Origin of the sequence: Bradyrhizobium genosp. P (genome assembly GCF_049949265.1) — a bacterium.
Lineage (GTDB): Bacteria > Pseudomonadota > Alphaproteobacteria > Rhizobiales > Xanthobacteraceae > Bradyrhizobium.
The window spans coordinates 1,260,875-1,277,786 of sequence record NZ_CP188195.1; the positions used below are offsets into that span (position 1 = coordinate 1,260,875).

16 protein-coding genes are annotated in these 16,912 nt (G+C 62.8%); 13 read left to right on the forward strand and 3 right to left on the reverse strand.

Annotation, left to right across the window (positions count from 1 at the left end; translation table 11 throughout):
* Nucleotides 1-212 precede the first annotated feature (212 nt).
* A complete protein-coding gene (locus tag ACP2YO_RS06075) occupies nucleotides 213-515 on the forward strand; it encodes a DUF1244 domain-containing protein (protein ID WP_426439995.1) in 303 nt (100 codons plus the stop codon).
* A gap of 292 nt (nucleotides 516-807) precedes the next feature.
* Nucleotides 808-1,077 (forward strand): DUF2312 domain-containing protein, encoded by a 270-nt coding sequence (locus ACP2YO_RS06080; RefSeq protein WP_195785914.1) that lies wholly within the window; start codon nucleotides 808-810, stop codon nucleotides 1,075-1,077.
* Nucleotides 1,078-1,257: 180 nt separating this feature from the next.
* On the opposite strand, the gene ACP2YO_RS06085 is transcribed toward ACP2YO_RS06080, so the two are convergent.
* The 3 genes from ACP2YO_RS06085 to ACP2YO_RS06095 all read right to left on the reverse strand — a co-directional run bounded on the left by ACP2YO_RS06085 (nucleotide 1,258) and on the right by ACP2YO_RS06095 (nucleotide 7,219).
* Nucleotides 1,258-2,850, reverse strand: a complete 1,593-nt coding sequence (locus ACP2YO_RS06085) for a DUF882 domain-containing protein (protein ID WP_426439997.1) — start codon at nucleotides 2,848-2,850, stop codon at nucleotides 1,258-1,260.
* Between the two features lie 265 nt (nucleotides 2,851-3,115).
* Complete coding sequence (locus tag ACP2YO_RS06090) at nucleotides 3,116-5,410, reverse strand: L,D-transpeptidase family protein (protein WP_426439999.1); 2,295 nt, start codon at nucleotides 5,408-5,410, stop codon at nucleotides 3,116-3,118.
* Nucleotides 5,411-5,731: 321 nt separating this feature from the next.
* Entirely contained in the window at nucleotides 5,732-7,219 is a 1,488-nt protein-coding gene (locus ACP2YO_RS06095) for a sigma-54-dependent transcriptional regulator (protein WP_426440001.1), read from the reverse strand.
* Between the two features lie 143 nt (nucleotides 7,220-7,362).
* Between ACP2YO_RS06095 and ACP2YO_RS06100 the strand changes: the two genes are divergently transcribed.
* From ACP2YO_RS06100 to ACP2YO_RS06150, 11 genes are all read left to right on the forward strand, one after another.
* The gene (locus ACP2YO_RS06100; protein WP_426440003.1) at nucleotides 7,363-9,249 is read left to right on the forward strand and encodes a M3 family oligoendopeptidase; all 1,887 of its coding nucleotides are present in this window, start codon (nucleotides 7,363-7,365) and stop codon (nucleotides 9,247-9,249) included.
* A gap of 138 nt (nucleotides 9,250-9,387) precedes the next feature.
* Entirely contained in the window at nucleotides 9,388-9,612 is a 225-nt protein-coding gene (locus tag ACP2YO_RS06105; protein WP_426440005.1) for an AbrB/MazE/SpoVT family DNA-binding domain-containing protein, read from the forward strand.
* 11 nt (nucleotides 9,613-9,623) lie between these two features.
* Complete coding sequence (locus ACP2YO_RS06110; RefSeq protein ID WP_426440007.1) at nucleotides 9,624-10,016, forward strand: type II toxin-antitoxin system death-on-curing family toxin; 393 nt, start codon at nucleotides 9,624-9,626, stop codon at nucleotides 10,014-10,016.
* A gap of 84 nt (nucleotides 10,017-10,100) precedes the next feature.
* Complete coding sequence (locus tag ACP2YO_RS06115) at nucleotides 10,101-10,253, forward strand: aa3-type cytochrome c oxidase subunit IV (protein WP_426440009.1); 153 nt, start codon at nucleotides 10,101-10,103, stop codon at nucleotides 10,251-10,253.
* Nucleotides 10,254-10,395: 142 nt separating this feature from the next.
* A complete protein-coding gene (locus ACP2YO_RS06120) occupies nucleotides 10,396-11,520 on the forward strand; it encodes a Re/Si-specific NAD(P)(+) transhydrogenase subunit alpha (RefSeq protein WP_426440011.1) in 1,125 nt (374 codons plus the stop codon).
* 11 nt (nucleotides 11,521-11,531) lie between these two features.
* Nucleotides 11,532-11,849 carry a proton-translocating transhydrogenase family protein gene (locus tag ACP2YO_RS06125; protein WP_213773539.1) on the forward strand — a complete coding sequence of 106 codons (318 nt, stop codon included), beginning with the start codon at nucleotides 11,532-11,534 and terminating at the stop codon, nucleotides 11,847-11,849.
* A gap of 43 nt (nucleotides 11,850-11,892) precedes the next feature.
* The gene (locus ACP2YO_RS06130; protein ID WP_426440014.1) at nucleotides 11,893-13,290 is read left to right on the forward strand and encodes an NAD(P)(+) transhydrogenase (Re/Si-specific) subunit beta; all 1,398 of its coding nucleotides are present in this window, start codon (nucleotides 11,893-11,895) and stop codon (nucleotides 13,288-13,290) included.
* Between the two features lie 42 nt (nucleotides 13,291-13,332).
* Complete coding sequence (locus ACP2YO_RS06135) at nucleotides 13,333-13,503, forward strand: hypothetical protein (RefSeq protein WP_426440016.1); 171 nt, start codon at nucleotides 13,333-13,335, stop codon at nucleotides 13,501-13,503.
* A gap of 14 nt (nucleotides 13,504-13,517) precedes the next feature.
* Nucleotides 13,518-14,336 (forward strand): alpha/beta hydrolase, encoded by an 819-nt coding sequence (locus ACP2YO_RS06140; protein ID WP_426440018.1) that lies wholly within the window; start codon nucleotides 13,518-13,520, stop codon nucleotides 14,334-14,336.
* Between the two features lie 53 nt (nucleotides 14,337-14,389).
* Nucleotides 14,390-15,487 (forward strand): calcium:proton antiporter, encoded by a 1,098-nt coding sequence (locus tag ACP2YO_RS06145; protein ID WP_426440020.1) that lies wholly within the window; start codon nucleotides 14,390-14,392, stop codon nucleotides 15,485-15,487.
* Nucleotides 15,488-15,502: 15 nt separating this feature from the next.
* Entirely contained in the window at nucleotides 15,503-16,912 is a 1,410-nt protein-coding gene (locus tag ACP2YO_RS06150; protein WP_426440022.1) for a sodium:proton antiporter, read from the forward strand.

The following is a 16,912-nucleotide window of genomic DNA, read 5'->3' on the forward strand; positions in this document are numbered from 1 at the left end:
TGATGAATTCATGCAGCGAAGCTATATCAAATCATTGACGATTTCGCGTGCCCGGCGGGAACTGTGGGCGGGAGGGCAGCGCATTTCCCACGTGATGGGATGCTAGCGCAAGTGCCCGATGCGATCCCTATTGCGCGGCGATATGGCAAAAACTGTGACAATTCCCACCTGAGATCAATATGGTGGCTGATCACATATCGGGAAGACGGCAAATGAACATCGACGACAAAACCAGAACAGAACTCGAAGCAGCAGTTTTCCGGCGCCTGGTCAACCATCTGCGCGACCGGACCGATGTTCAGAACATCGATCTGATGAATCTGGCCGGCTTCTGCCGCAATTGCCTCTCGAACTGGATGAAGGAAGAGGCCGACGCCAAGGGCATCGCCGTCAACAAGGACGAGAGCCGCGAGGCGGTCTACGGCATGCCCTATGAAGAGTGGAAGACGAAGTATCAGGGCAGCGCGACGGCGGAACAGCTCGCGGCGATGAAGAAGACCCACAGCGGGCATTGATCGTGCCGTCATTCCGGGGCGATGCGATAGCATCGAACTACGATGCGCAATTGCGCATCTGAGAATCTCGAGATCCCCCGATGCACAATTGTGCATCTGAGGTCTGGTGCCGGCGCACCATCCCGGAATGACGACGATTGAATGAATGCGGCCCGCATCTCCTGTGGGCGCGCTGTGGATGAGCGCGATGTTTCCTTGACGGGAGGCGCCCCAAAATCGAGGGTCAGCCGCGACAAGCGGTGCGCGCGACGCGTATTCGCGCGACATTTCAATGCCAGTTCAGGAGTACGCGATGGCCACGTCTGCCGCCGTCCAGGAAGAGCCCGCAACCCGATTTGCCAAGGACCAGCTCAAGTCCATCATCGAACGCATCGAGCGGCTCGAAGAAGAGAAGAAGACGATTTCGGACGACATCCGCGACGTCTATGCAGAGGCCAAGGGCAACGGCTTCGACGTCAAGGCGCTGCGTACCATCGTGCGCTTGCGCAAGCAGGATGCCAACGAGCGCCAGGAGCAGGAAACCATCCTGGAAACCTACATGCAGGCGCTCGGAATGCTCTGAGGGCGCCGTGTAGCCCGGGTGAAGCCACCGGTCGCGCGAATGCGCGCCCGGTGACAGGCTCGGCGGAACCCGGGTCTTGAGTCACATCATGATCAGATGAATCGGCCGTGGTCCCGGATTGCGCTTCGCTCCATCCGGGCTACGGATTCCTTAAGGCGGAGCTTTGAAAGGCGTCGCGGCTCAGCGCAGCGAGGCGGTGCGGACCACGAGCGATTGAGTGGCGAGGACTGCGGTGGCAGAGCCTGAGAAGTGGTCGCAGGTCATGCCCATCATTGGATCATCCGAGAAGTTCATTGCGACGGCAGCCTGCGGCTTGAGGAAGTGCGCACGCATCAGGCTCATGTCGGTGTCGCCGAGCACCGTGGTCAGCATGCCGTTACTGGCGCTTGGCGCCAGCATCATCACGCGCATCCAGACATCGTCGCCCTTGGCGGCCGAAATACGCGCGGACGTGGTGATGACGCCCTGACCCTGCGCGCCCTTCGGAACCACCGTGTTGATCTCGGTGGGAGCGGCTTCGGCATTGCGGATCGGGCGCACGCTGCGCGGCATCGGCGCGGACGCCGCGACGATGTTGGCGCGGCTAACCGGCGAGGACGCAGCCGGGGCGTAGGCGAGCGCCTTGTTGAAGTTGTCCGTCGCGCTTCCGGTCGTTTGCGGATCGGCGGCGCCAACGGCTTCACGCGCTTTCAGTGCTGCGACCTGCGCCGGCGAGGCCTGTTTTGCAGTGGCCGGCTCGTCACCCCAGAAGCCACGGGCGTTGATGATGTCGGCGGGCGATTGCGGCTTCGAGTCGGTGTTGTCGGCAGTCTGGACCGGCGGCTTGGCCTTCGGCGCCGGAACGATCTGCGCATCGGCGGAGGCGAGCTGGATTGCGGAGATGATCTGCGGCTTGGCGCGCGGCACCGGGACGGGATCGGCGGATTTGGCCGGCGCTGCGGCCGCGACCACCATGTTGGCCGCGGACTTGTCGTTCACAGGAGCTGCAGCTTCCTCTTCATCGTCACCCGACCTGCCGCCCCCGAATAGCCTGGCGAACACGCTTGGCTTGGCGACGGTCGCGGCGTCGTCACCATTGCCGCGCCGCTCGATGTCGGCCTTGGCGAGTTCGTATCCCTTCAGCGGCGTGCCGTCGGTTGGGACATGGACGGTGCGGCCATCGGGGAACACGCGGACCAACTGGTCACGCGTCATGCGCGGCCAGTGGCGGATGTTGCCGGTGTCGAGATGGACGAATGGCGAGCCGGAGGTCGGATAGAAGCCGACGCCGCCGCGCTGCAGGCGCAAGCCGGCGAAGCGGATCTGCTCCAGCGGCACGCCGGGAATGTAAAGGTCCATCGCGTGCCCCAGCATGTGCTGGCTGTGGCGCGCCACGCCGGACGAGCGGCGGCGGAGCATGGCGTTGGTGGAGGGGGAGCGGTAGGCGGAGATGATCTGGATCGGCTGCTTGCCGTCGACGTCGCGATAGACTTCCCAGATGATATCGAAGAGGTGACGATCCATCACCGTCTCATCCTGGTTGCGCCAGTCGCGCAGATAGTGATTGATCTGCTTCAGCGCGGCTTCGTCATAGCGGCCGTCGCGCTTGAAGGTGACGGTGAGGTCTTCGCCGGAATGGGTATGGTGGAAGGAGAGGGTGCGGGTTTCGTTCAGCGCCGTCGCATCGTGAACCGATCCGGCTCCGGCAAGGAGCAACAGCGAAGCCAGACCGACTTGGTACCCGGCCTTCGGCAACGACAGCGGATTGAAGCGGCGTGCGAAAACAGCCAGCACTTATGAGCCCACCCAGTCGACGAGCGTTCGGTCGGCATCTTCGCAGACCCCCTGCAGAAGACGGTGAACGCTTTCTTAAAGCGGGAGGGTTAACCGAAGTTTACCGACCCGCCCCCAAGTTAGCCTTAACTAACCGGTCGAGTGTGGCAAAAAAGTGCTCGGTGCCGAGCAAGCGATGGATAATGGTTAACGTAAACGATCTCGCCTAGGGGACGAGATCGTTGATTTTACTTCAAAATTTACCGGAATCAGCGATCGGCCGAATTTAACGGGTAATCACCCGCCGCTGCTGCTGGGCCTGACCACGGTGGCCGGGTTGCGGTTGCTGGGCCGGCTGCTGGTTGAATCCGCCAAACAGGCGTTCGAAGAACGACGGTCCGGACGCACTGCTGCTGTCGCTCGCGAAGTTCACGCCGGCCGGCAGGCTGCTGCTCGGCGGGCGCGAATAGCTCGGCTCCGCGTGCGCGACCACCATTTCCAGATCCTTGCCGCGGCTGTTCTTGAGAATCGACAGCATGGTGGCGTCGCGGCCATAGACGTCCTTGCGGAATTGCAGCTTGCCGGCGTCGTCCACGAACGCGGTCTGGTAGGTGATGTTCACCGGGATCGGCGTCGGGAATTTCAGGTCGACCTCGCTCGTACCGTACATGCTGCGGATCTTCTCCGGCGTGTAGCGATCGTTTGCCACCGTCATGTTGAGCAGCACGGAGGCGTATTGATCCGGGTTTTGCACGCGCATGCAGCCATGGCTGAAGGCGCGCTCGTCCTTGGCGAACAGGTACTTGTCCGGCGTGTCGTGCTGATAGACCAGGAACTTGTTCGGGAAGTTGAAGCGGATGCGGCCGAGCGCGTTGGCTTCGCCCGGCGGCTGCGAGATGTGGATCGAGCCGTTGCTGTTTCGCTCGAGCTTGAGGCCCATCCGCTGCAGCACCGTCGGATCCTGCTGCAGGGCCGGGAGATACTCGTTGTAGATGATCGAGGGCGGCACGTTCCAGGTCGGGTTGACCGTGATGTACTTCATCGTCTCGGTCAAAAGCGGCGTGGCATGCTGGCCGGGCTTGCCGGTCACCACGCGTGTGGTCCAGACCTGCGCACCGTTCTGCATCACCTTCAGCGTGTAGTCGGGGATGTTGAGGATGACATAGGCGTTGCCGATATTGGCCGCGCCAAGCTGGCGCGGCAGCCAGCGCCAGCGCTCCATGTTGACGATCACGGTGTCGATCTGCTTGTCGCGCTTCGGGCTGTTGATCGCCTTGACGGTGCGGTCGTCGAGGATGCCGGTCGGCTTGAACTCGACGCTGTTCTGGAATTTTTCCACGGCTGCAGCGACCGCCGCATCGTACTTCGTGCTCTCAGGATTTTCCGTGACGCCGAGCTTGGTCCGCAGATCGGGTACGCGCGGGTCGTCCATCTCGACCGCCGCCTGCTTCTTGCCGCGGGCGGGGACGTATTTCAGCGTCGGGCCGTCGGCGATCTGGATCACCGGGCCGTCGCCCAAGCCACGCAGCTCGGCGAGCTTCTTCTTCAGCCCCTGATAGAGCTTCTGCTGCGGATTGTAGCTGTCGAGCGCGACCGACGCATCCCTGGCGGTGGTCACATTCGCCAGCACCTCGGCCGGATCGATCGGATGCTCGGGATAGAGGATGTCGGCCGACACCTGCGACCAGTGCATGCGGCCGCTCTGCGCCTGGCGCGCATAGTCCAGCATGCTGGCGGCAAGCTTCAGGTCGGCATCGGCGAGCGCGTCGGGTGAGGTGGCTGCGGTGAAGTCCGGCACCGGATAGTCGGCCGGATTGAGGCCGTCGGCGGCGGCGTCCTTCAGGCGCGCGATCACACCCTTGCCGGCTTCGGTCAGCTTGCCGGCCTGCGTGAACACCGGCGCATAGTCGCGGGTCGAGTAGAACTTCTCGGCCGCGGCGCGCTCGGCCTTGCGGTCAAAGGTGCGCAGCGACTTGCTGGCAAGCAGCTCGCGGAGCTTGTCGGCGACGGGCTGGTCTTCTGCGGGAACGGTGCTCGCGGCCTTCACCGGCTCCTTGGCCAATTCGGCTGCCGGTGCTGCGGCCGTGGCGGGAGCTGATGTCGCCGCCGGTGCTGCGGCCGTCGCCGGGGCGCTCGTCTCCGCAGGCGGCGCAACCGCGGTCTTCGGTGCCTCTGCAGGCTTGGTATCGGTGGCCGGCGAGGTCGCGACATCCGCGGGCTTCGCCTCGGCTGCCGTTGCGGTGCTCGGCGCGATCGCTTTGGTGTCGGAGGCCTTCGTATCGGCGGCCTTTATGTCGGTGGGCTTTATCTCGGCGGGCTTTGTCTCGGCGGACTTTGCGTCGCTCGTCTTCGCTGCGTCAGGTAGCGCGGCGGTGGTGTCCATCTTGAAGTCGCCGGCGGTCGGCGGCGGGACGTTGGCGGGTTCGGGGCGCGGGATTGCTGCGTCGATCGCGAGTTCTGCGGCGCTGGCGCGAGGCGCGTCCTGCGCAAGGGCGGAGGTCGCGGACACCGCAAGGAAGGTTGCCGCGACGGCCATCAATACGCGGTCAAATCCCCGACGGCTGTTCGAACAGTCACGCATCGTCAGACCCCCTGGGCGAAACTGCCCCGGCTTTGGAACAGTTCAAGTCAGTGTTCGGTTTCGTCAGCTTGCGCGAAAAGCGCCAGCCTTTCGATTGATTGGTACGCCTGTACGCAACCAACGCAGACGATACATGTGCCCCTCTCATGCAGCCAGCGCCATGCGGGGCAACTCACGACAAACTGACCTCGAACAACCCAGTTCTTATTCGGGTTGTGTACTTTTGCCACGCCGCACGGCGTTTGTCTGTCACCGCCAAGCCACGGTTCAAAAGGTTCCCTCGGCGCAGCCGTTAGGCACGTCACACTGCGCGCACAGAGCCTAATTCGCGTCGTTGGTGCGAGCGCCGGCCGCAGCTTCGTCGAGCTTGCGATAGAGCGTCGATCGGCCGATCTTGAGGCGGCGCGCGACCTCGGACATCTGCCCGCGGTAATGCGAGATCGCGAAGCGGATGATTTCGTTCTCGAGGTCCTCCAGCGGTCTGACATCCCCGGAGCCGTTGAGCATCGAAAGACCGCCCGCAGCGGTCGAGGGTGCTATAGGTATTTCGTTACCGGATGCCATGGCAGGTGCCGTGGAGGGTGACACGACCAGTGGTTCGCCGTGCGGGGCCTTGCCATCTGCCGCGGCATGCGCCGCAGGCTGCGGGAAATCGGCGAGCCCGAGCTGATCGCCCTCGCTCATCACCACGGCGCGATACACCGTGTTCTCGAGCTGGCGGATGTTGCCGGGCCAGTCGAGCTGCGCCAGCTGCGCCATCGCCTCGCCGCTGATGGCGGTGATGTCGCGGTTCTCCTCGGCGCAGAACCGCGCCAGAAAATGCCGCAACAGATGCGGGATGTCTTCGCGCCGCTGCCGCAGGGCGGGGATGGTCAGCGGCAGGACATGCAGGCGGTAGAACAGGTCCTCACGAAATTGGCCGCCCTTTACGAGGTCGAGCAGTTTGCGGTTGGTTGCCGAGATGATGCGGACGTCGACCTTGACCGGCTTGCGTCCGCCGACCGCCTCCACGGAGCCTTCCTGCAGCGCGCGCAACAGCTTCACCTGCGCGGCGAGCGGCAATTCGCCGACCTCGTCGAGAAACAGCGTGCCGCCATGGGCCTCGACGAACTTGCCCTGATGGCGTTCGGTGGCGCCGGTGAAGGCGCCCTTCTCGTGGCCGAACAGGATCGATTCGACGAGATTGTCGGGGATCGCACCGCAGTTCACCGCCACGAACGGCTTTGCCTTGCGCTCGCTGCTGCCGTGGATGGCGCGTGCGAACAATTCCTTGCCGACACCGGACTCGCCCTCGATCAGCACGGGAATGGTCGAGGACGCAGCCTTCTGCGCAGTGCGCAGCACACCGGTCATGGCTTCGCTGCGGGTGATGATGTCAGAGAAGGTCAGCCGGCCCTCGCGGCTGTGCCGGATGCGCTGCAATTCGCCCTTCAGCGCAGAGGCATTGAGCGCGTTGCGCAGCGAGACCTGCAACCGTTCGAAGCTGGCCGGCTTGACTACGAAATCCTGGGCGCCGGCGCGCATCGCCGACACCACATTGTCGATCCCGCCATGCGCGGTCTGCACGATGACCGGAACGTTCAAACCAGCCTCACGAATCTTTGCGAGAACGCCGAGGCCATCGAGGCCGGGCATCACGAGATCGAGCACGACAGCATCGATCGTCCGGCCGTCGGAGGCGGTCAGTGCCAAAATCGCCGCATCGCCACTGTCCACGACGAGAGACTCATAGCCGCATTTCTGCACCATGTTTTCAACCAAACGGCGCTGTACTGCGTCGTCATCGGCGATCAAAATGGTGGCAGCCATGGTCTTCCCCGCACATTACGATTATCTGTCTCGAATCGGGGCACTGTCGCCGATGCCGATTAACGCCCTCTTAAATGTTGCCATCCCGGGCTTATTCCGCCTTCCGCCGCCGTCTTTCCGACTGAAGTAAGGTTTCGAACAAGATGACCTCGCGCTCCAAATCTGCCCTCCGCAAACAGTCTGCTCTCCGCAAGACAGCCACTCAACGCAAATCCGCCGCTGCCAAGCCCGTGGCGAAAAAGGCGGTCGGCAAGACCGGCAGGCTGCCCGAATGGAATCTGGCAGATCTTTACTCCGGTATCGACGCGCCAGAAGTCGCACGTGATTTGCAAAAGATGGATGCAGATTGCGTCGCGTTTGAGACCGACTACAAGGGCAGGCTCGCGGAAAGTACCGCCGCCGAAGGCGGCGGCAAATGGCTTGCCCGGGCTATCCGGCGCTATGAAGCGATCGATGATCTTGCCGGCCGTCTCGGCTCTTATGCCGGCCTCGTGCATGCCGGCGACAGCGTCGATCCCGCGATCTCGAAATTCTACGGCGACGTATCCGAGCGGCTGACGGCGGCGTCGGTGCATCTGCTGTTCTTCTCGCTCGAGCTCAACCGTGTTGACGATGATGTGATCGAGCGCGCGATGGCCGAGCCCGAGCTTGGCCATTACCGGCCCTGGATCGAGGATCTGCGCAAGGACAAGCCGTATCAGCTCGAGGATCGCGTCGAGCAGCTGTTTCACGAGAAGGCGCAGAGCGGCTACGCCGCCTGGAACCGGCTGTTCGACCAGACCATCTCCAGCCTGCGCTTCAAGTTCGGCGGCAAGGAGTTCGCGATCGAGCCGACGCTGAACCTGCTGCAGGACAAGGCGGGTGACAGGCGCAAGGCCGCGGCGCAGGCGCTGGCGAAGACCTTCAAGGACAATGAGCGCACCTTTGCGCTCGTTACCAATACGCTCGCCAAGGACAAGGAAATCTCCGATCGCTGGCGCGGCTTCCAGGACGTCGCGGATTCGCGTCATCTCAACAACCGCGTTGAACGCGAGGTGGTAGATGCGCTGGTTGCCTCGGTGCGCGCGGCCTATCCCAAACTGTCGCACCGCTATTATGCGTTGAAGGCGGGCTGGTTCAAAAAGAAGAAGCTGCCGCATTGGGACCGCAACGCGCCGCTGCCGTTCGCGGCGACTGGCACCATCGCCTGGCCCGAGGCGCGCAACATGGTGCTGTCGGCCTATCGCGGCTTCTCGCCCAGGATGGCCGAGATCGCCGAGCGTTTCTTCGCCGATCGCTGGATCGATGCACCGGTCCGTCCCGGCAAGGCGCCCGGCGCGTTCTCGCATCCGACCACACCGTCGGCGCATCCCTACGTGCTGATGAACTATCAGGGCAAGCCGCGCGACGTGATGACGCTCGCCCACGAGCTCGGCCACGGCGTCCATCAGGTGCTGGCGGCCAAGAACGGCGCGCTGATGGCGCCAACGCCGCTGACGCTTGCGGAAACCGCGAGCGTGTTCGGGGAGATGCTGACCTTCAAGCGGTTGTTGTCGCAGACCAAGAGCGCCAAGCAGCGCCAGGCGCTGCTCGCCGGCAAGGTCGAGGACATGATCAACACCGTGGTGCGGCAGATCGCGTTCTATTCCTTCGAGCGCGCGGTTCATACCGAGCGCAAGAACGGCGAACTCACCGCCGAGCGCATCGGCCAGCTCTGGCTCAGCGTGCAAGGCGAGAGCCTCGGCCCGGCGATCGAGATCAAGCCGGGCTACGAGACGTTCTGGATGTACATCCCGCACTTCATCCACTCGCCGTTCTACGTCTATGCCTATGCGTTCGGCGATTGCCTGGTGAACTCGCTCTATGCGGTCTACGAGCACGCCTCCGAAGGCTTCGCCGAGCGCTATCTCGACATGCTCGCCGCCGGCGGCACCAAGCATTATTCCGAACTGCTCAGGCCGTTCGGTCTCGATGCCAAGGACCCGAAATTCTGGGACGGCGGCCTTTCCGTCATCGCCGGCATGATCGACGAGCTGGAGGCGATGGGCTGATCAGTCCGCCTCGCGGGCTCCAGGATTACAAGTTCACCGTAAAACGCCTGTTGAACGGATGGAGGAAGTGCGTTATACAGATGTATAACGCACTTCCTCCGGCCGCTCGCTGAGCTGCCGTGCCCGAGAGCTACGACCATGAAAATCGAAATCAAAAAGATTGGCAATTCCGACGGGCTGCTGCTTCCGCGCGAATTGATGCAGCGGCTTGATCTCAAGCGCGGTCAGCAACTTCATATCCAGGAGCTTCCGGGAGGCGGCTTTCAGGCGCTGCCATACGATCCCGATTTCGAGCAGACCATGGAAATTGCCGACGAGATTATGGACAAATATCGCGACACGCTGGCGACGCTCGCAAAGTAACGGGCTCCCGGATGAGCGAACCGAAAGAGCCGCTTTGGATTACTGTTGACCAAGCGATCGCAATGCACGCCCGCCAACTCCGCCGCTTTGGCGGCGCGCCAGGCCTGCGCGACGAGGGGATGCTGCAATCGGCCCTTGAGCGTCCGGTCAACAAGTGGCGTTATGAGCAAGCGGAGTTGTCTGAGCTTGCCGCAGCCTATGCTTTTGGGCTGGCGAAAAATCATGCCTTCGTCGATGGAAACAAGCGGATCGCTTTCATGGCGATGATGGTTTTCCTTCATAGGAACGGTGTTCGGTTCAGCCCGGAGCCGACCCATGCGACGACCATCATCCTCTGCCTCGCCGCGGGCGAAGTTAGCGAGAAAAGCCTGACCCGCTGGATCAGGGACAATTGGCCTTCCTGATCGTCCGATAGGGACCGCGCCGTTGCCCTGCCACCCCGTTTGCGGTAATGGCTCGCGAACGAGAATTTCTGACTGGGGACATCGATGGCAGACCATAGCGAAGTGGCCTACACGACCGCCGACGGTAACGACTACGTGGCGCACGAACAGACCTATGAGGGATTCCTCATGCTCGTCAAATACGGCTCGATCACCGTCGCCATCATTCTCTGCCTGATGGCCTATTTCCTCGTCTGATCCCTGATCTCCGCTGTGGTCCTGCCGTCCGCGGCGGGACCCGGAATAAGTACCGAGCCCGGTTGCAGAAACCGGGTATCCAACCTGGCGAAAATAACGCTAGTTTGAAGACGCGTGCGCGGCTCATGCCGCCGGAGGGCCCATGAAGATCGCCATTGCCAAGGAAATCGATCCGTCCGAGCCGCGGGTAGCGGCGTCACCCGATACCGTGAAAAAGTTCAAGGCGCTCGGCGCAGAGGTCGCGGTCGAGCCGGGCGCGGGCGTCAAGTCGGGCCTGCCCGATTCGGAATTTACGGCGGCCGGCGCCATCGTCAGCGCCGACGCATTGAAGGACGCCGACATCATCATCAAGGTGAAGCGGCCCGAAGCCTCAGAGCTGTCCCAATACAAGCGCGGCGCGCTGGTCATCGCGATCATGGACCCGTACGGCAATGACGCCGCCCTGAAGGCTATGGCCGACGCCGGTATCTCCGCCTTCGCGATGGAGTTGATGCCGCGCATTACCCGCGCACAGGTGATGGACGTGCTGTCCTCGCAGGCTAATCTGGCCGGCTACCGCGCGGTGATCGAGGGCGCCGAAGCCTTCGGCCGTGCCTTCCCGATGATGATGACAGCAGCCGGCACCATTCCGGCCGCAAAGGTGTTCGTGATGGGCGTCGGCGTCGCCGGCCTGCAGGCGATCGCGACCGCGCGGCGGTTGGGTGCCGTGGTCACCGCGACCGACGTGCGGCCAGCCACCAAGGAGCAGGTAGAGAGCCTGGGCGCGAAATTCCTGGCCGTCGAGGACGAGGAGTTCAAGAACGCACAGACCGCCGGCGGCTATGCCAAGGAGATGTCCAAGGAGTACCAGGCCAAGCAGGCTGCGCTGACTGCCGAGCACATCAAGAAGCAGGACATCGTGATCACCACCGCGCTGATCCCCGGCCGTCCCGCGCCAAAGCTTGTGACCGGCGAGATGGTAAAGTCGATGAAGCCGGGCTCGGTGCTGGTCGATCTGGCGGTCGAACGCGGCGGCAACGTCGAGGGGGCCAAGCCCGGCGAGGTGGTCGAGACCGATGGCATCAAGATCGTCGGCTACACCAATGTCGCCGGCCGGGTCGCCGCCTCCGCCTCCAGCCTGTATGCGCGCAATTTGTTCTCGTTCATCGAGACGATGGTCGACAAGGCCAACAAGACGCTCGCGGTCAACTGGGACGACGAACTGGTGAAGGCCACCGCGCTGACCAGAGACGGCGCCGTCATCCATCCCAACTTCCAGCCGAAATAAGGAGACCAGCCATGGAGCATATCGCGCAGGCCGTCGATCCCTTCGTGTTCCGGCTGTCGATTTTCGTCCTCGCCGTGTTTGTCGGCTATTTCGTCGTGTGGTCGGTGACCCCGGCGCTGCACACGCCCCTGATGAGCGTGACCAACGCGATCTCCTCGGTGATCGTGGTCGGCGCGCTGCTCGCGGTCGGCGTCGGCATGATCTCGAGTGGCTCAGGCTGGGCACGCGGCTTCGGCTTCGTTGCCTTGATCTTCGCTTGCGTGAATATCTTCGGCGGCTTCCTTGTCACCCAGCGCATGCTGGCGATGTACAAGAAGAAGGCAAAGTGAGCGGCGTGCACCTCGGGGTGACGAAGACAAAGGGGGACCTGAGATGAACGCCAATCTGGCAGCTGTTCTTTACCTCGTGGCGGGTGTGCTGTTCATCCTGTCGCTGCGCGGCCTGTCCAGTCCCGCGACGTCGCGCCAGGGCAACTTCTTCGGCATGATCGGCATGGCGATCGCGGTCGCCACCACGCTGGCCAGCCATCCACCGGCAGACGGCGTCGCCTGGTTGCTGGTCATTCTCGGTATCGCGATCGGTGGCGGCGTCGGCGCGGTGATCGCGCGCCGGGTGCCGATGACCTCGATGCCCGAACTGGTCGCCGCCTTCCATTCGCTGGTCGGCATGGCCGCGGTGCTGGTCGCTGCGGGCGCGTTCTACGCGCCGGAGGCCTTCGATATCGGTACGCCCGGCAACATTCATCCGCAGAGCCTGGTCGAAATGTCGCTCGGCGTCGCGATCGGCGCCCTGACCTTCACCGGCTCGGTGATCGCGTTCCTGAAGCTCTCGGCGCGGATGAGTGGCGCGCCGGTCATCCTGCCGTTCCGCCACGTCATCAACATCGTGCTGGCGCTGGCGCTGGTGTTCTTCATCGTCGGCCTCGTGATGTCGGGCAACGCGCTCGACTTCTGGCTGATCGTCATCATTGCGCTGACGCTCGGCGTGCTGATGATCATCCCGATCGGTGGCGCCGACATGCCGGTCGTGATCTCGATGCTGAACTCCTATTCCGGCTGGGCCGCGGCCGGCATCGGCTTCACGCTCGGTAACTCGGCGCTGATCATCACCGGCGCGCTGGTCGGCTCCTCCGGCGCGATCCTGTCCTACATCATGTGCCACGCGATGAACCGTTCCTTCATCTCGGTCATCCTCGGCGGCTTCGGTGGCGAGACGGCTGCGGCCGGCGCCGGCAGCGGTGAAGTGCGCCCGGTGAAACTCGGTTCGGCAGACGATGCCGCCTTCATCATGAAGAACGCGCAGAAGGTCATCATCGTGCCCGGTTACGGCATGGCGGTGGCACAGGCGCAACACGCGCTGCGCGAGATGGCGGACACGCTCAAGAAGGAGGGCGTTGAGGTGAAGTACGCAATTCACCCGGTCGCAGGCCGCATGCCCGGCCACATGAACGTGCTGCTCGCCGAAGCCAATGTGCCCTATGACGAGGTGTTCGAACTCGAGGACATCAACTCGGAGTTCGCCCAGGCCGACGTCGCCTTCGTGATCGGTGCCAACGACGTCACCAATCCGGCCGCGGAGGAAGACAAGACCTCGCCGATCTACGGCATGCCGGTGCTGCAGGTCTGGAAGGCCGGCACTGTGATGTTCATCAAGCGTTCGCTCGCCTCGGGCTATGCCGGCATCGACAATCCGCTATTCTACCGCGACAACACCATGATGTTGCTCGGTGACGCCAAGAAGATGACCGAGAACATCGTCAAGGCGATGTAAGGCAAAGCGATACAAGGCAAGGCGATACGAGGTAGGGCGCCGATGGCCCTGAACAAGGAGTGGCATCGACAAAATCGCATGCCGCTCCGGGCCTCGCGCGAACAGCGGATCAAGTGGCACGCGGCGCATGCGGCGGCCTGCTCGTGTCGACCCGTTCCCGACACCATCAAGCTCGATGTCGAGAAGCTGCTGAAGGCTGGACTCAGGAAATAGGTGCGGCAGACGGCATGCATGTGGCCCTGACGATCCTGAAATGGCTTCTGATCGTCGCGGCCGTCGTCTATCTCGGCGGCCTTGCGGTGCTGTTCTTCAAGCAGCGCGAGATGCTGTTTCCGATTCCGCCGGTCGGACGGACGCCGCCTGCCGCCGCAGGGTTTCCCGAAGCGGAAGAGCATGTCCTGACCACGGCTGACGGTGAGAAGGTCATCGTCTGGCACGTCCAGGCAAAGCCGGGCCGGTCCGTTGTGCTGTTCTTTCCCGGCAATGGTGATTTCCTCGCCGGCCGCGTGGCACGCTTCAAGGGCATCACGGCCGATGGCACCGGGCTGGTCGCGCTGTCCTATCGCGGCTACGCCGGCTCGAGCGGATATCCGAGCGAGCAGGGCCTGCTGCAGGATGCCGCGGCGGCCTACGCCTTTACCGCCGAGCGCTACGCTCCGGATCGGATCGTGGTCTGGGGCTTTTCACTCGGGACCGGCGTCGCGGTCGCCATCGCGGCCGAGCATCCCGTCGGCAAGCTGATCCTGGAAGCGCCCTACACCTCGACGGCGGACGTCGCGGGCGCGTTGTTCAAGTTCGTGCCCGTCAGCCTATTGATGAGGGATCAATTCCATTCCGACCGGCGCATCATCAGCGTCACAGCGCCGCTCCTGATCATGCACGGCACCAATGATCCGGTGATCCCGATCGGTTTCGGGGAGCGCCTGTTCCGCCTTGCGCACGAGCCCAAGCAATTCGTCCGCTTCCCAGGTGGTGGGCACGACAATCTTGATGATTTCGGTGCAATCGTGACGGCGAGGCAGTTTATCAATGCGCCAAAAGGCTGACGGCGGCGATCGTCTGGCGCATAATCAGGGTCACTGAACCGAGGACCGATACAATGAGCGCACATGGACCGATGCCGCGGTCGGCCTGGCTGTTTCCCGTTCTGGCAGTGTTGTTGTTTGCCGCGGTCTCGGCCTCGGGCTACGCATTCGCGCCATCGGCCGGAGGGTGGCTGTTTGCGGCCGTGCTGCTCATCGTTCTGTTCGGAACGGTGTTCGCGGCAGTCCACCATGCTGAGATGATCGCCGAGCGGATCGGCGAGCCGTTCGGCACGCTGCTCCTGACGCTCGCCGTAACCGTCATCGAGGTCGCGCTGATCGCAACCATCATGCTTGGCGACACGCCGGCTCCGACGTTGGCGCGCGACACCGTCTTTGCCGTGGTGATGATCGTCTGCAATGGCCTGGTCGGGCTGTGCATCTTTATCGGCGGCATCCGATACCGCGAGCAGGATTTCCAGATCACAGGTGCGAACCTTTACCTCAGCGTGTTGTTCGTGCTGGCGACCATTACGCTAGATATGCCGAATTTCACGCTGACCGCGCCAGGGCCGGTCTATTCCACGGTGCAACTGGCTGTCGTGAGCATCGTCACCTTGCTCCTCTACGCGGTGTTTCTCTACACCCAGACCATCCGTCACCGCGACTATTTCGTCAGCGGCGCCAACGAGGCGGCCGAGCACGGCGAGGTGATGTCGGACCGCGAGCTGACGATCAGCATCGCGCTTCTGCTGGGGGCGCTCCTGGCGGTGGTGCTGCTGGCCAAGAAGTTCTCCATCGTGGTCGATGTCGTCACCGTAAAGATCGGCGCGCCGCCGGCCTTTGCAGGCGTCGTGGTCGCGCTGTTGATCCTGCTGCCGGAGAGCGTGGCCGCGGTGTCGGCGGCACGCAAGAATGATCTGCAGAAAAGCATCAACCTTGCGCTCGGCTCGTCGATCGCCACCATCGGGCTCACGGTTCCCGCCGTCGCCCTCGCCGCCTACGCGCTCGACAAACAGCTGGTGCTCGGGCTCAGCAACCAGCATATGTTGATCCTGTTGCTGACCTTCATGATCAGCATGCTCACCTTCGGCACCGGCCGCACCAACATGATGTTCGGGCTCGTGCATATGGTGGTGTTCGCCGTGTTCGTGTTCATGGTATTCGTGCCGTGACGCCGGTGTGCTGAGATGCGATTTCTGGCGTCTGCCGCCTTCCTGCTCGTGCTTTTTCCTCATTCGGCCGACGCCGCTACGCTCGATGGCGCGTCGATGCGCTGGCCCTTTGCGCTTCCCTTCATCGGGTTGCTGCTCTCGATTGCTACCGGACCACTGCTGTTTCCGAAGCTCTGGCATCACCACTATGGAAAGATAGCCGCCGCATGGTCTGTGCTGACGATCGGCTCGATTCTGTGGTTTGCAGGTGGCGCCGTGACGCTGGCCGCCGTCACCCATGCGCTGCTCGCTGAGTATCTGAGCTTCATCGTGCTGCTGTTCGCGCTCTATACGGTTGCAGGCGGCATTGTCGTGAGCGGCGACATCAGGGGCACGCCGCTCAGCAATACCGCCATCCTCGCGCTGGGCACGGCGATGGCAAGCGTCGTCGGCACCACGGGCGCAAGCATGATCCTGATCCGGCCGTTGATCCGTGCGAACCTTTCGCGACCCCACAACACGCACGTGATCATCTTTTTCATCATTCTCGTGGCCAATGTTGGTGGCGCCCTCAGTCCGCTGGGTGATCCGCCGCTGTTCGTCGGATTTCTGAACGGCGTGGATTTCTTCTGGACGATACGGGATCTGTGGCTGCAGACGCTCATCGTGGCCAGCTTGCTGCTGGCGATCTTCGTCATCTTCGACGTTTGGCGTTTTCGTGCTGAACCGCTTAACCCCGCCAAACCCTCCTCTGCCCCGATCAGGATCCGGGGGCTGCTCAATGTCCCGCTGATCGCCGCCATCGTGGGCTGCAAATTGCTGTCGGCCGGCTGGAAGCCCGGGATCAGCGTCGACATTGCCGGCACGCATCTCGAGCTGCAGAATCTGGTTCGCGACGGAATGCTGATTCTGATCGCGCTACTGTCGGTTTGGCTGACGCGCGAGGAGCATCGCGAGGCAAACGGGTTTAACTGGGAGCCGATCCGGGAGGTCGCGAAATTATTCGCTGCGATTTTCGTCGCCATCATTCCGGTGTTGGCCATGCTCGACGCCGGCAAGGACGGCACGTTTGCATGGCTGTTGTCGGCGGTGACGGAACCGAACGGCAACCCCAAGCAGGTCGCCTATTTCTGGTACACCGGCGTGATGTCGGCGTTTCTCGACAATGCGCCAACCTATCTGCTGTTCTTCAAGCTTGCCGGGGGACACGCAGAGACGTTGATGAATGCGCTTTCGGGAACGCTGGCAGCGATTTCGATGGGAGCGGTGTATATGGGCGCCCTGACCTATATCGGGAACGCACCCAACTTCATGATTGCAGCAATCGCCACGGAACGTGGCATCAAGATGCCGAGTTTCTTCGGCTATCTGTTTTGGGCTTCCATTATTCTCGTTCCGCTGTTTCTGCTCTTGACGTTCCTTCCGATAGCCCCTGTTCTCCGTTGA

Bases quoted from the DNA above. Each gene is read 5' to 3' on its own strand.
- ACP2YO_RS06075 (WP_426439995.1), top strand. From the start codon at position 213: ATGAACATCGACGACAAAACCAGAACAGAACTCGAAGCAGCAGTTTTC.
- ACP2YO_RS06105 (WP_426440005.1), top strand. From the start codon at position 9,388: ATGAAAATCGAAATCAAAAAGATTGGCAATTCCGACGGGCTGCTGCTT.
- ACP2YO_RS06125 (WP_213773539.1), top strand. From the start codon at position 11,532: ATGGAGCATATCGCGCAGGCCGTCGATCCCTTCGTGTTCCGGCTGTCG.
- ACP2YO_RS06110 (WP_426440007.1), top strand. From the start codon at position 9,624: ATGAGCGAACCGAAAGAGCCGCTTTGGATTACTGTTGACCAAGCGATC.
- ACP2YO_RS06115 (WP_426440009.1), top strand. From the start codon at position 10,101: ATGGCAGACCATAGCGAAGTGGCCTACACGACCGCCGACGGTAACGAC.
- ACP2YO_RS06095 (WP_426440001.1), bottom strand. From the start codon at position 7,219: ATGGCTGCCACCATTTTGATCGCCGATGACGACGCAGTACAGCGCCGT.
- ACP2YO_RS06130 (WP_426440014.1), top strand. From the start codon at position 11,893: ATGAACGCCAATCTGGCAGCTGTTCTTTACCTCGTGGCGGGTGTGCTG.
- ACP2YO_RS06100 (WP_426440003.1), top strand. From the start codon at position 7,363: ATGACCTCGCGCTCCAAATCTGCCCTCCGCAAACAGTCTGCTCTCCGC.
- ACP2YO_RS06140 (WP_426440018.1), top strand. From the start codon at position 13,518: ATGCATGTGGCCCTGACGATCCTGAAATGGCTTCTGATCGTCGCGGCC.
- ACP2YO_RS06080 (WP_195785914.1), top strand. From the start codon at position 808: ATGGCCACGTCTGCCGCCGTCCAGGAAGAGCCCGCAACCCGATTTGCC.
- ACP2YO_RS06145 (WP_426440020.1), top strand. From the start codon at position 14,390: ATGAGCGCACATGGACCGATGCCGCGGTCGGCCTGGCTGTTTCCCGTT.
- ACP2YO_RS06120 (WP_426440011.1), top strand. From the start codon at position 10,396: ATGAAGATCGCCATTGCCAAGGAAATCGATCCGTCCGAGCCGCGGGTA.
- ACP2YO_RS06135 (WP_426440016.1), top strand. From the start codon at position 13,333: ATGGCCCTGAACAAGGAGTGGCATCGACAAAATCGCATGCCGCTCCGG.
- ACP2YO_RS06150 (WP_426440022.1), top strand. From the start codon at position 15,503: ATGCGATTTCTGGCGTCTGCCGCCTTCCTGCTCGTGCTTTTTCCTCAT.
- ACP2YO_RS06090 (WP_426439999.1), bottom strand. From the start codon at position 5,410: ATGCGTGACTGTTCGAACAGCCGTCGGGGATTTGACCGCGTATTGATG.